Below are 12890 nucleotides of genomic sequence, written 5' to 3' on the forward strand. Positions count from 1 at the left end.
GAAGCCGGCGCCTAGAGTGCTTCGGTGCCGTCCTTGACCCGGACGAGCAGCGAGCCGGGGGCAACCTGCACGGTGACCTTCGTGGCCTCACCGGACGGGTCGCCGTCGACCTGGGTGGGCATCGGCTCCGCGCAGCGGATGGTGATCTTGCCGGAACGGTAATACGTCATCACCGGCAGGTGTCTCTTGTGCTTGAGCACGATCTTCCAGTACATCGCCAGCCAGCCGATCGCGCTGCGCGGACTCATCACCACGACGTCCAGCATCCCGTCGTCGATCATGGCCTGGGGGATGAAGTCGATCCCGCCGGGGATCAGGCCGCAGTTCGCGAACAACACGCTGCGGATCTTCCGGCTCTGCTCCGGCTGGTCGTCCAGCGAGATGGAGACCCTCTTCCGGCGGCCGGGCAGATGCCTCACCCCTGCCTCGGTGTAGGCCAGCCAGCCCACAGCCTTCTTGAGGCCGTCGTTGGTGTCGCCCACTACCTCCGCGTCCATCCCGATGCCGGCAATGACCAGGAAGGTGTACTCCGCGGTCTCGTTCGTCCGGGAGTTCTCCACCCTCATCCGCGCCGTATCGATGAAGCGCTGGTGCCCGAACAGGGCGGTTTCGACGCTCCCATGCAGGTCGCCCACGTCAAGGTGGATGTTGCGGGCCAGCAGGTTGCCGGTGCCGAGTGGGACCAGCCCCATGGCGATGTCCGTGCCGGCGAGAATGTCGGCCACCACCCGCACCGTGCCGTCACCGCCGCCCACGACGACGACGTCGGCGCCGTACTCGACAGCGGCCCGCGCCTGTGAGAATCCGGGGTCCTCGGCGGTGGTGTCGAAGAACCGCGGCGGCACCCATCCTGCCGCGGCGCAGGCACTTTCAATCAGCTTGCGTGCCTCATCGGACCGGGACTTGATCGGGTTCATCACCACGGCCACTTTTTGCTGGCCCAGGCCCGGACTGTGCGTTTCCTCCCACACGGCGCTGCGCGTGTGCCTGGCCCTGAGCTTGCGCACTCCCCACCAGCTGGAGACGGCAAACGCCAGCACTGCCGCGATGATGAGGTAAAGCAGCCAGTCGCTCATTGTGCTCCAACACTATCCCGCCGGTGACCGCTGACCTGATTGCCCGCCGATTGCCCGGTAACGGCGGCCGGATTGGATAGTCTTGTCAGGTGATCGACGTAAAAGACCTCAGCGAAAATCCGGACAAGTTCCGGGCCAGCCAGCGCGCCCGCGGCGCCGACGAGTCCGTGGTGGACGCGATCGTCGCCGCGGACGCGGCCCGCCGCGCCGCCCTGATCCGCTTCGAGAACCTGAGGGCCGAGCAGAATGCCTTCGGCAAGAAGGTCGCGCAGGCCAAGGGCGAGGAGAAGCAGGCCCTGCTCGCAGAGGTCAAGGTCCTCGCGGGCGAGGTCAAGGCAGCGTCCGCTGAGGCGGACGTCGCCCAGGCCGCCCAGGAGGAACTGCTGCGCGGCATCCCCAACCTCATCGAGGACGGCGTCCCCGCGGGCGGCGAGGACGACTACATCGTGGTCAAGACCGTCGGCGTCCCCCGCGAATTTCCCGACTTCGAACCCAGGGACCACCTGGAGATCGGTGAGCTGATCGGCGCCATCGACATGGAGCGCGGCGCCAAGGTCTCCGGTTCGCGCTTCTACTTCCTGCGCGGCGCCGGAGCCAGGCTGGAAATGGCGCTGCTGCAGATGGCGATGGAGCAGGCGATCGACGCCGGCTTCGTGCCGATGATCACCCCGACACTGGTGCGTCCGGAGACCATGCAGGGCACCGGCTTCGACGTCAAGCACGACGCCGAGATCTACCGCCTCGCCGAGGACGACCTTTACCTCGTGGGCACCTCGGAAGTGGCCCTCGCCGGCTACCACGCGGACGAGATCCTGGACTTCTCCGCCGGCCCGGTCCGCTACGCCGGGCAGAGTTCCTGCTACCGCCGCGAGGCCGGCTCGCACGGCAAGGACACCCGAGGCATCATCCGGGTTCACCAGTTCAACAAGGTCGAAATGTTCATCTACACCACGGTCGAGGAGGCTGCGGCCGAGCACGCCCGGCTGCTGGCCTGGGAAGAGGAGATGCTGGCCAAGTGCGAGCTGCCCTACCGGGTGATCGACACCGCAGCCGGCGACCTCGGCAACTCCGCCGCCCGCAAGTTCGACTGCGAGGCCTGGGTTCCCACGCAGGGCGCCTACCGCGAGCTGACCTCGACGTCCAACTGCACCACGTTCCAGGCGCGCAGGCTCAACATCCGCGAACGTGTGGTGAACGGGGAGGGGGCGCCCAAGGGCACCCGCGCCGTCGCCACGCTCAACGGCACCCTGGGCACCACGCGCTGGATCGTGGCCATCCTGGAGCATCACCAGAACCCCGATGGTTCCGTCAACGTCCCGAAGGCACTGCAGAAGTACCTCGGCGGCATGACGGTCTTCCCGGTCATCTAAGCCGCGCGTCGGCGCCGGTCATCTCAGCCGCGCGTCGGCGCCCGACAGGGCGGCGTCAACAGCTGTTCACCCCCGGTTCACCGTTCGCTGTGGTCTGCGTCCTAGCGGCGGTCGGGGGTGTCTGCTCTACTTATTGGATGACAACATTGACTGAAACCTCAGTCGCCGGCAACGATGACCGGCGAGAGAACAACCAGAACAACACCGACACCACGGCCCACAAGCTGATGGTCGCGCTCGACGTCGACGGCACCCTCGTGAACCACGACGGCCACATGTCCGTTCCGGTGCGCGAAGCCGCCCGGGACGTTGTGGCTGCCGGCCACCACGTCACCATCGCGACCGGCCGCTCACTCAACGCGACGCTGCCCATCCTTGAGCACATCGGGATCGAAAGCGGCTATGCCGTGTGCTCCAACGGCGGGGTCACCCTGCGGCTCGATTCCAGCCTGTCCGAGGGTTACGAGATCGTGCACAAGGCCACCTTCGACCCGGGCCCCGCACTCCGCGCCCTGCGCAAGCGGCTGCCCACGGCCAAGTACGCGCTGGAGGACGAGGACGGAAACTTCCTCTCCACCGAGCGATTCCAGGACATGAGCTTCGGCGTGGAAGCAATCGGCGTCGACTTCCAGACAATGCTGGAAGCCACCGCCGTGCGCGTGGTCGTGTTCAGCGCCGAGAACACCCCCGAGGAGTTCAACGCGGCGATCCGGCACATCGGCCTGGCCGGGGTGACCTACTCGGTGGGCTGGACGGCGTGGCTGGACATCGCCGCCGCCGGCGTCACCAAGGCCAGCGCCCTGGAGCACCTCCGCGGCCGGCTGGAGGTCGAGGCGCACCGCACGATCGCCGTCGGCGACGGCCGCAACGACATTGAGATGCTGACCTGGGCCGCGCGCGGCGTGGCCATGGGCCAGGCGCCGGAGGAAGTCATCGCCGCCGCGAACGAGGTCACCCACTCCGTTTTCGACGACGGCGCCGCCCACGTGCTGCGCAGCCTGCTGCTCTAGGCTCCGACGACCGGGCCCCGGCGGGGTGCGGTGTCAGCGCACCTCGAGGATCAGGCCCAGCAGCCTGGCCGCGGCGGGCCGCGCCGCGTGCTCCTCATTCCACTGCGCCCGGGCCACAGCCTTGCTGACCGCCTGGGTGGTGATACCGAGCTCCTCGGCCACCGCCTTCTGCTGTCCGCGGACCCCGGGGGTCAGCAGATCGAGTACCCGCCACTCCGCGGGGCTGCGGTCGTGCACGATGTGTCCCAGCAGCCGCAGCACGGCCTCGGACTCCGCAGCGAGGTCGGCCAGCGGGCCCTCCACGGCTACCGGGATCCGGTCCTTGCCGTTGCGCAGCCGGTCGACGGCCCGGCGGGCGTAAATCAGCCCGTGGCCGGAGGCGTCCTTGATCTGGTTCGGCAGGGGCTCATTGACGGGCCCGACGCCGATGCCGACGTACCAGCTGCCGGTCCGCAGCGCGATCATCGCCGCTTCGACGGCCTGCTGCGGAGAATCCACGATGCCCTGGACCTCGTCCTCCACCGAACGGTCGAAATCAAGGCGCGCCGGGATGTGCCGCAGGTCCTTGAGGAGCTGCGGCACGCAGTCGCCGTCGCGCCGGCTGTCTGTTTGGTTGATGGTCAGCGTGAACATTCTGGAACCACACTACCCGGTGGCAAGGGGCTGGCAGGAGCCGCCGCCAGTCCCCTGCGCGCAGGCTTGTTTCCGGCCCGGGGACGTGTTGCGATGGAGGTTGCGTACCGTCCAAGGCCCCCGTGAAGCGAGGAATCCATTGACCAGCGACCTGAACACCGCCGCAGATCCGATCGGCAGCAGCACTCCGGACAAGGCTTCCGGCACAAAACCGGACAGGGCCGCACGGGAGATCGACGGCGACCCGGAACTGGAGCTCGTAGACCGCTGGTGGCGGGCCGCCAACTACCTGTCCGTGGGGCAGATCTATCTCCGTGCCAACCCGCTGCTGAAGGAACCCCTGAGCGCCGGCGACACCAAGTCCCGGCTGCTGGGCCACTGGGGCACCACCCCCGGACTGAACTTCGTCTACGCCCACCTGAACCGGGTCATCCGCAGGGACAGCCGGAGCATGCTGTTCATTGCCGGACCCGGCCACGGCGGGCCCGCCGTGGTGGCGAACGCCTGGCTGGAGGGCACCTACTCCGAGATCTACAGCAACGTCGGCGACGACGGGCAGGGCATGGCTGAACTCTTCCGGCAGTTCTCCTACCCGGGCGGGATCCCCAGCCACGCCGCCCCGGAAACCCCCGGTTCGATCAGCGAGGGCGGAGAGCTCGGCTACTCCCTGGCGCATGCTTACGGCTCCGTCTTCGACAACCCTGACCTGATCACCGCCGTCGTGATCGGTGACGGCGAGGCCGAAACCGGGCCGCTGGCCGCGAGCTGGCACTCCCACAATTTCCTGGACCCGGTGCATGACGGCGCGGTGCTGCCCATCCTGCACCTGAACGGCTACAAAATCGCGAATCCCACCATCCTGGCCCGGATGCCCGAGTCCCAGCTGGAGCAGCTGCTCCGCGGCTACGGGCACGAGCCGCACTTCGTGACCGTGGGCCACCCGGACGACACGGCGGCCGCGCACCGGGACTTCGCCGCCGTCCTGGACGACTGCCTCACCGAGATCCGGACCATCCAGGCCTCCCGCAGAGGCGGGACGGCAGGCGGCGAAGATGCCGGCGATGCCCCCGCCGCCCGCTGGCCCATGATCGTGCTGCGTTCCCCGAAGGGCTGGACCGGGCCCAGGATTGTCGACGGACTGCAGGTGGAAGGCACCTGGCGGAGCCACCAGGTGCCGCTGTCCGAAGTGCGCACCAACCCGGAACACCTGGCGCAACTGGGGGAGTGGCTCGAATCGTACCGGCCCGGCGACCTCTTCGACGACGCCGGGCGCCTGCGGCCGGACGTCGCGGCGAATGCCCCCGAGGGCGGCCTCCGGATGAGCGCCACCCCGTACGCGAACGGCGGTGTCCTGCTGCGGGACCTGAAACTGCCGAAGTACGCCGATCATGCCGTCCCGGTCGCGGAACCGGGGGTCGAGCGGGTCAGCGCCATGATCACGCTGGGGTCCTGGCTTCGCGACGTGATCAGCCAGAATCCTGAGACGTTCCGGCTGTTCGGCCCGGACGAGACGGCATCCAACCGGCTGCAGGACGTCTACCAGGTCACGGACAAGGTGTGGCAGTACCGGATCGAGGAACTCGATGAGCATCTGGCCCGCGCCGGACGGGTCATGGAGGTCCTCAGCGAGCACCTGTGCCAGGGCTGGCTGGAGGGGTACCTGCTGACCGGCCGGCACGGGGTCTTCAGCTGCTATGAGGCCTTCATCCACATCGTGGATTCCATGTTCAACCAGCATGCCAAGTGGCTCAAGGTGCACCGCGAACTGCCCTGGCGCCAGCCGGTCGCCTCGCTCAACTACCTGCTGTCCTCGCACGTCTGGCAGCAGGACCACAACGGCTTCTCCCACCAGGATCCCGGCTTCATCGACCACGCCGTGAACAAGAAAGCCGAGGTCATCCGGGTCTACCTGCCCCCGGACGCGAACACCCTGCTCTCCGTCATGGAGCACTGCCTTGTCTCGAGGGACTACGTCAACATCGTGGTCAGCGGCAAGCAGCCCTCGCCGACCTGGCTTGGCCCCGCCGAGGCCGCGCACCACTGCCAGCGCGGCCTGGGAATCTGGGAGTTCGCCGGGTCTGAAGTCCCCGGCGAGGAACCCGACGTCGTACTGGCCTGCGCCGGGGACGTGCCCACGGTCGAGACGGTCGCCGCGGCGGAACTGCTCAAGGCCGGCGCCCCCGGGCTGAAGATCCGGGTGGTCAACGTGGTGGACCTGATGCGGCTCCAGGACGCGACGGAGCACCCGCATGGCCTGACGTCCCGGGACTTCGACGGGATCTTCACGGCGGACAAGCCCATCATTTTCGCGTACCACGGCTATCCGTCGCTCATCCACCGGCTGGCGTACCGGCGGACCAACCAGGAGGGGCTGCACGTCCGCGGCTACAAGGAGGAGGGGACCACCACCACGGCCTTCGACATGGCCATGCTTAACGGGATTGACCGCTTCCAGCTCGCCATCGATGCGATTGACCGGGTGCCGGGCCTGGCGGAGAAGCACTCGCTGCTGCGTCAGGCGCTGCAGGACAGCCGGATCCGGGCCCACAACCAGACCCGGGACCACGGCGAGGACTCGAAGGAAATCAGCGGCTGGACCCTCAGCCAGGAGTAGTCCCCCCAGCTAAGCCTTGATCCACCGATGATGGTCGGGGCGCCGACGGCGGTTTAAACCGAGAATGCCCGTCTTTTCAAGGAAAATGGAGCTTGTCTAGAGCACATTAACCACCGAAAAGAGGGCATCTCGTAGATGCAAGTTTCCCATAAGCGCGCCTCCGTGTCAGTTTCCTTTGACGAGCCGAATCTCGTGTCGGTGGCCGGGTTGCTGCCGGTGATGACCTTGGCCCGGGACGCCGGGCTGCAGGAACTGGCCGATGAGTGGCTGTCGGTGCCGACGGACAAGGGCGCCAACGCCGGGCTGAAAGTCGCCGCGCTGGTGGCCGGGATGGTCGCCGGCGCGGACAGCATCGATGACATGGCCCTGCTGCGCCACGGCGGGATGAAGCGGCTCTTCACCGCCGGTTATGCACCCTCGACCCTGGGCTCGTTCCTGCGGTCCTTCACGTTTGGGCACGTGCGGCAGTTGGATGCTGTCGCCTCCCGTTTCCTGGCCAACCTGGGGACTCTGGCGCCGCTGCTCGGGAGCCCAGGGGCGGCGGACTTCGTCTTCGTCGATGTTGACGACACGATCATCGAGGTCCACGGCTATGCCAAGCAGGGCTCCGGCTACGGGTATTCCGGGGTCCGCGGCCTGAACGCCCTGCTGGCCACGGTCTCCGCGAAGGACAATGCCCCGGTCATCCTGGCCCAGCGGCTGCGCAAAGGGGCGGCGAACTCGGCCCGCGGAGCCAAACGCCTGATCACCGACGCCCTGTCCACGCTCAGGCGTGTCCAGACCGGCAGGCGGGTGCTCTGCCGGTTCGATTCGGCCTACTATGGCCATGCCGCGGTTTCCGCGGCCCTGGCCGGCGGGGCGGAAGTCTCCGTGACGGTGCGTATGGACCCGGCCGTCAAACGCGCCATCACCGGGATCCCTGAAGCGGCGTGGAAAACCATCGAATACACCGACGCGGTCTTCGATGAGACCACCAACATCTGGGTCTCGAAGGCCGAGGTCGCCGAAACCGTGTTCACCGCGTTCAGCTCCCGCAAAAAGGACGAGCAGATCACCGGCCGCCTCGTCGTGCGCCGCATCCCGGAACTGAACCCGAAAACCGCCGACGGACAGGAAACCCTCTTCGAGACCCACCGGCACCACGCGTTCTTCACCACCGTGGACGCAGCGGTCCTGGACACCGTCGGGGCGGACAAAACCCACCGGAAACACGCCATTATTGAGCAGGTCAATGCCGATCTGAAGGACAGCGCCCTGGCCCACATGCCCTCGGGTGTTTTCGCGGCGAACTCGGCCTGGCTGGTCGCCGCGGTCATGGCCTACAACCTCACCCGCGCCGCCGGGCTCCTCGCCGCAGGGCATTTCGGGAAGGCCCGGACCGGAACGATCCGCCGCAAACTCATCCACGTCCCGGCCAGGATCGCCACCAGCGCCCGGCGCATCCGTCTTCATCTGCCCGAATCCTGGCCCTGGCAAACACCATGGCAGGCCCTATTCGACCACCTCTACCCGCCACAGCAACCCGCCTGAACCACCGTCAACCCAGCCACACGGCGCAACCGGAAACCACCAGTGGAACACCCAAGGGCAGCGAGGCCGGCACCCCAGCATGCCCGCTGCCCGCACAACGAGCCGAAACCGGATTCAGCTCATCAGCCCAGACGGATCGGTGGATCAAGGCTAAGGCCGGCTGCCGATGAGGCCGTCCAGGCCGCCGGTGGGCAGATGGATCCAGCCTTCGCTCAGGGCGGCCCGGGCCTGGCCGTCATGGGGACGGAGGCTCTTTCCCAGCGCGACGGCCCGCGCCGTGAGGGAGGCGATGAGCGCGTCGAACATGTCATCGGACCCGGCCAGCCGGTCCTCATATCCGGCCAGGTCCAGCCAGGGTGCAGCCGTGCCCAGCGCCTCGAGGAGCAGGGCCAGCCGCTCCGTCTCCGTGCCTCCGCGCCCCTTGTAGCCGCGGGCCAGCAGGCCCCAGGATTTCAGCGACGCCGCCGGGTAGACCTCGGCAAACCGGCCGCTGCCGTCACGCGCCTGCGGCCCGTACTCCCGCGCGATTTTCGCCTGGATGACGGCGCAGCGCATCGCAGGGTGGGCCAGCCGGTCCGCGGAGACGCTCAGCGGGATCAGCCCGGTCCTGCTCGTGACGAACCGGTCGGTGTCCCGGTAGGCCAGGAGCCGGCGGCCCTCGATTCCGTCGTGGTCCAGCACGGGGTGCGCATCTAAGGCCAGGTGCCCGGCTATGAAGGGCAGGAAAGCGTCCGGCCAGCCCACCGGGCAGTCGATCCCCGTCAGGTCGCTGGAGCCGAAGAGACGCACAATCTCCTCGTCGCCGACGTCGAGGACCAGGTGCGCCAGGCGGGCCGTGCCGTTGCCCCATTCGATGAGGGCGGCCGCGGTTTTCCTGGTGGCAGCGGCGAGGTCGACGCCGAGGGTCCTCACCGGGGTCCGCCCGGTGTGGTCAGCAGGGGCACGGGCAGGCCAACAACTCGCATTGGACTCAGACCGAACGGTACCGGAGGGCGCCGGGGATTCCGCCCCGGCTGTCCAGGCCTTCACCGGAGGCGAAGCGGACCCAGACGGCGCGGAGGGCCCGGCCCTGGGCGTCGATTTCCTCCCAGGAGGCGCCCGCGAGAAGCCCCGCTCCGGCCCAGGTCTTCTGGTCTCCGAACAGCAGCGGCAGGTCCACGGTGTGCGCGGCCCCGTAGAAGTTTCCCGGCGCCGCCCAGGACAGCACGTAGCTGTAAGCCGTCCCGCCCGCCCGGGCGTGCCGGCGGGCGAACTTCCGCGCGGACCGGCCGTACACCGCCTCGGTCACCGCCCAGCTGACGCCCTTGACGGCGGCGGCCCCGAGCACCGGGACCTTGCCGAGGACGCTGACGACGCGGTTGCGCGGCAGGAACATCCGCGCCTCCTCGGACGTGTGCCCGATCAGCACCTCGATCTCCGGGGCCGTGGTGTTCCAGGCGTCCTCAATTCCGGATTCCGGCGGCAAGGGGGAGTGCCCGTACTGGGTGCCGAACGGCATGGCCGCTATCAGCCCGAACTTCCGGGCCACCTGCGACACCTGTTCCTCTAGGGCCACAACGTCCATGGCCGGGGTGTCCTCGGTGACGGTTTCCGCGGCGATGCCCATCGCTACGCTCATCTTTTCCCGGCCCCGGGTGATGCCCAGCGGTGCGCTTTGAATGATGGCACGCTGGAAGAGGGCGGGGGCTTCCGGCGTCGCCATCAGGTGGGCGACGGCGTCGCCCCCGGCGGACTGACCGAAGGCGGTAACGTTTGCCGGATCGCCGCCGAAGGCGCCGATATTGCGCTGGACCCAGCGGAACGCCTCGAGCTGGTCCAGGAGGCCGAGGTTCGCGGGCCGGCCGGTGCCGGTGGCCAGATAGCCGAACAGGCCCAGCCGGTAGGTCACGGACACAACGATGACTCGGTTCTCGGCGACGAGGGCTTTGGGATCGAAGATCGCCAGGTCGCCGGAGCCGGAGGTGTAGGACCCGCCATGGAGCCAGACCATAACCGGGAGACGCTCGTTCCCGTTGAGGCCGGCCGGCATGGTGATCGAGAGCCGCTGGCAGTCCTCACTGCCGGGAAGTTCCCCGTAGCGGGTGCCGAGAATGTCGTCCAGGAACGGCACCGGACCCTGCGGGCACGCCGGGGACAGCGACGTGGCCGCAAGGACGCCGGTCCTGTCGGGTGCACTGACCGGAGGCTGGAAACGTCCCGCGCTGGCATAGGGGATCCCCGTGGCGCGCACGACGTCACCGTCCCGCCATCCGGTGATCGGACCGCAGGGAGGATTAAAGGAAGGGGCAACGTTCATAGGTCAACGATTTCACACAATCCTGATCCGCCACTGACAGCCGCCGTCGCGCTCAAACAGGACCTTAAACAGCAACGCGGGGTCACTTGCGGCCCATGTCCGGTGGCCGGATGGGCGGCAAGTGACCCCGCGTTGGAGTTGGGGAACGTTAGTGCGTGTGCGGAACGTAACGCTTGATGGAGGCCTCGAGCTCGGCCTCGGCGGCGGCGCGGTCGCCCCAGCCCTCGGCCTTGACCCACTTGCCCGGCTCCAGGTCCTTGTAACGGGTGAAGAAGTGCTCGATTTCCTTGATCAGGAATTCGCTGACGTCGCTGATCTCCTTGATGTGATCGAAGCGGGCGTCGACCGGCACGCAGAGCACCTTGGCGTCGCCGCCGCCGTCGTCGGTCATGTTGAACACGCCGATGGGGCGGGACTCAACGATGACGCCGGGGTGCAGGTCGAAGTCCTGCAGCAGCACCAGGGCGTCCAGCGGATCGCCGTCTTCACCCAGGGTGTTCTCGAAGTAGCCGTAGTGCGTCGGGTACTGCATGGAGGTGAACAGAACGCGGTCCAGGCGGACGCGGCCCGTTTCGTGGTCGACTTCATACTTGACGCGTGATCCCTTGGGGATCTCGATGGTCACGTCATGCTTCATGGACTACTCCTTGAGATTCGAGGGATGCGCGGATTTCCCGGGCGCGCGGCACACACAAAAGGCTGCCGGTGCCGCCGACTACTATTGAGGATATAGCGACAGGCCCTGGTTTCAGGAACTAGCGGGGACATTTCAGGACTAAAGGACCGGCAGCAGGATGAAACGCAGAACGAGCCGCCCGGGCACGGACCCGGCGCCCGGGCCGCTGCGACGGACCCTGCCGCTGCTGCTCCAGACCCTGCTGGTCGTGGCCCTCGCCCTCCCCGCCGGCTTCGCCGTCGCACCGGCCTTCCTGGGCCCCGCCCCCTCTGCCCCCGCACCGGCTGCCCCGCCCTGGCACCAGGCCCCCGGCGCGCTGGCCCCCCGCGGCGGCGCGGCTGCAGGCAGCAACCCGGAGGCCAGCGAACCGGACGGCATCGAACCGCTCAGTGCCACGGCTCCCGTCCCGGAGCCCGGTTCCCTGGCGGCCCAGCTCAACGAAACCCTGAAGGCCGACGGCGCCGGAAACTTCACCGGAGTGGTGCAGGACGCCGTCACCGGGGAGGTGCTCTTCGACCGTTCCGGCGACGCGCTCCGCGTTCCGGCCTCCAACATGAAGCTCCTCACCGCCGCCGCGGCCCTGCGCGCCCTCGGCCCGGAGCGCCGCTTCAGCACCAGGGCAGTGGCAGGCGCCGCCCCGGGCTCGGTCATCCTTACCGGCGGCGGGGACGTGCTTCTCGGCGCGGGTGAATCGGTCCCGGGCGCCGTGCCGGGCCGGGCCGGGCTCGCCAGCCTGGCGCAGGAGACCGTCCGCGCCCTGCAGGGCGGGGACGTCTCCGTCCCCGTGACGGTGCTGCTGGACGATTCCCTCTTCACCGGCCCCGCGCTGAACCCGGCCTGGAACCTGGACGATGTTGCCGCCGGCGAGGTGGCCCCGCTGTTCGCGCTGGCAATGAACTCCGCCCGCTTCGACCCCGCAATCACCACCGGTCCGCGCCCCCAGGATGCCGCGATGAGCGCCGCCGAGGCGTTCTCTGCCGAGCTCGCGGCCGCGGCGGCCGCGGCCGGCCTGACGGTGGCGCCGGGCGTCGCGCGGGTTCCCGCGGGAACGGGCGGCGGCGGCGACGGCGCCCGGGTCCTGGCCGAGGTCCAGTCCGCCACGGCAGGCGAGCAGGTGGACCTGATGCTGCGCAGTTCGGACAACTACCTCGCCGAAGCGATCGGCCGGATGGCGGCGCTCGCCTCCGGGAAGCCGGGCAGCAACGAGGGCGCAGCCGCAGCCGTGCTGCAGCAGCTCGAGGAACTGAAAATCCCCGCCGCCACCCTGCGCGCCGCCGATGTCTCAGGGCTGGCATTGAGCAACCAGGTCTCCGCCCGGCAGCTCGCCGACGTGGTCCGGGCGATCACCTCGGGCACCGACACCCGGCTCCGCGCCGGCCTGGCCGGGTTCCCGGTCGCCGGACTCACCGGAACCCTGGGGGACCGGTACACCGACGCGGCCACGGCCCGCGGTGCGGGGCTGGTCCGGGCCAAGACCGGCACGCTGAACACGGTGACCTCCCTCAGCGGATATGTGGTGGACGCCGACGGCCGGCTCCTGGTGTTTTCCTTCATCGGCAACGGACTGACCCCGGGGGCGGACAACCGGACCGCGCTGGACCGCACCGCCTCCGTTCTTGCCGGCTGCGGCTGCCGCTGACGGCTGCGGGGCGGTTCCCCGTTCGCCGCCCGACGAATTTAAGGCG

Annotated in this window: 10 protein-coding genes; 5 read left to right on the plus strand and 5 right to left on the minus strand. The window is 68.6% G+C overall.

All coding sequences use genetic code 11. The annotated features are described in order from the left end of the window. Positions 1-11: 11 nt before the first annotated feature. Entirely contained in the window at positions 12-1076 is a 1065-nt protein-coding gene (locus ASPU41_RS06795) for a diacylglycerol/lipid kinase family protein (RefSeq protein ID WP_069950280.1), read from the minus strand. Positions 1077-1165: 89 nt separating this feature from the next. On the opposite strand from ASPU41_RS06795, the gene serS reads away from it, so the two are divergent. Together serS and ASPU41_RS06805 are read left to right on the plus strand one after the other, a co-directional pair. Further along, positions 1166-2446, plus strand: a complete 1281-nt coding sequence (serS, locus tag ASPU41_RS06800; RefSeq protein WP_069950281.1) for a serine--tRNA ligase — start codon at positions 1166-1168, stop codon at positions 2444-2446. A gap of 137 nt (positions 2447-2583) precedes the next feature. Beyond that, positions 2584-3456, plus strand: coding sequence for an HAD family hydrolase (locus tag ASPU41_RS06805; RefSeq protein ID WP_069950282.1), 873 nt, complete (start codon positions 2584-2586; stop codon positions 3454-3456). Positions 3457-3489: 33 nt separating this feature from the next. Here the strand turns inward: ASPU41_RS06805 and ASPU41_RS06810 are convergent, their stop codons facing one another. Next, positions 3490-4089 carry a MarR family transcriptional regulator gene (locus ASPU41_RS06810; RefSeq protein WP_069950283.1) on the minus strand — a complete coding sequence of 200 codons (600 nt, stop codon included), beginning with the start codon at positions 4087-4089 and terminating at the stop codon, positions 3490-3492. A gap of 232 nt (positions 4090-4321) precedes the next feature. On the opposite strand from ASPU41_RS06810, the gene ASPU41_RS06815 reads away from it, so the two are divergent. Together ASPU41_RS06815 and ASPU41_RS06820 are read left to right on the plus strand one after the other, a co-directional pair. Next, entirely contained in the window at positions 4322-6703 is a 2382-nt protein-coding gene (locus ASPU41_RS06815) for a phosphoketolase family protein (protein WP_231941248.1), read from the plus strand. 135 nt (positions 6704-6838) lie between these two features. After that, positions 6839-8233, plus strand: coding sequence for an IS1380 family transposase (locus tag ASPU41_RS06820; protein ID WP_083266399.1), 1395 nt, complete (start codon positions 6839-6841; stop codon positions 8231-8233). A 150-nt stretch (positions 8234-8383) separates the two neighbouring features. On the opposite strand, the gene ASPU41_RS06825 is transcribed toward ASPU41_RS06820, so the two are convergent. The 3 genes from ASPU41_RS06825 to ASPU41_RS06835 all read right to left on the minus strand — a co-directional run bounded on the left by ASPU41_RS06825 (position 8384) and on the right by ASPU41_RS06835 (position 11166). After that, the gene (locus ASPU41_RS06825; protein ID WP_069950284.1) at positions 8384-9145 is read right to left on the minus strand and encodes a DUF429 domain-containing protein; all 762 of its coding nucleotides are present in this window, start codon (positions 9143-9145) and stop codon (positions 8384-8386) included. A 58-nt stretch (positions 9146-9203) separates the two neighbouring features. Beyond that, the gene (locus ASPU41_RS06830) at positions 9204-10529 is read right to left on the minus strand and encodes a carboxylesterase family protein (protein WP_069950285.1); all 1326 of its coding nucleotides are present in this window, start codon (positions 10527-10529) and stop codon (positions 9204-9206) included. A gap of 148 nt (positions 10530-10677) precedes the next feature. Next, positions 10678-11166 carry an inorganic diphosphatase gene (locus ASPU41_RS06835; protein ID WP_069950286.1) on the minus strand — a complete coding sequence of 163 codons (489 nt, stop codon included), beginning with the start codon at positions 11164-11166 and terminating at the stop codon, positions 10678-10680. A gap of 157 nt (positions 11167-11323) precedes the next feature. Between ASPU41_RS06835 and dacB the strand changes: the two genes are divergently transcribed. Continuing rightward, positions 11324-12844: a D-alanyl-D-alanine carboxypeptidase/D-alanyl-D-alanine endopeptidase gene (dacB, locus tag ASPU41_RS06840; RefSeq protein ID WP_069950287.1), complete on the plus strand. Its 1521-nt coding sequence runs from the start codon at positions 11324-11326 to the stop codon at positions 12842-12844. Positions 12845-12890 lie beyond the last annotated feature (46 nt).

The organism is Arthrobacter sp. U41, assembly GCF_001750145.1.
Lineage (GTDB): Bacteria > Actinomycetota > Actinomycetes > Actinomycetales > Micrococcaceae > Arthrobacter.

What these genes read in the sequence shown, in the direction of transcription:
- dacB (WP_069950287.1), top strand. Translation starts at nt 11,324, where the DNA reads ATGAAACGCAGAACGAGCCGCCCGGGCACGGACCCGGCGCCCGGGCCG.
- ASPU41_RS06805 (WP_069950282.1), top strand. Translation starts at nt 2,584, where the DNA reads ATGACAACATTGACTGAAACCTCAGTCGCCGGCAACGATGACCGGCGA.
- ASPU41_RS06830 (WP_069950285.1), bottom strand. Translation starts at nt 10,529, where the DNA reads ATGAACGTTGCCCCTTCCTTTAATCCTCCCTGCGGTCCGATCACCGGA.
- ASPU41_RS06820 (WP_083266399.1), top strand. Translation starts at nt 6,839, where the DNA reads ATGCAAGTTTCCCATAAGCGCGCCTCCGTGTCAGTTTCCTTTGACGAG.
- ASPU41_RS06810 (WP_069950283.1), bottom strand. Translation starts at nt 4,089, where the DNA reads ATGTTCACGCTGACCATCAACCAAACAGACAGCCGGCGCGACGGCGAC.
- ASPU41_RS06835 (WP_069950286.1), bottom strand. Translation starts at nt 11,166, where the DNA reads ATGAAGCATGACGTGACCATCGAGATCCCCAAGGGATCACGCGTCAAG.
- ASPU41_RS06795 (WP_069950280.1), bottom strand. Translation starts at nt 1,076, where the DNA reads ATGAGCGACTGGCTGCTTTACCTCATCATCGCGGCAGTGCTGGCGTTT.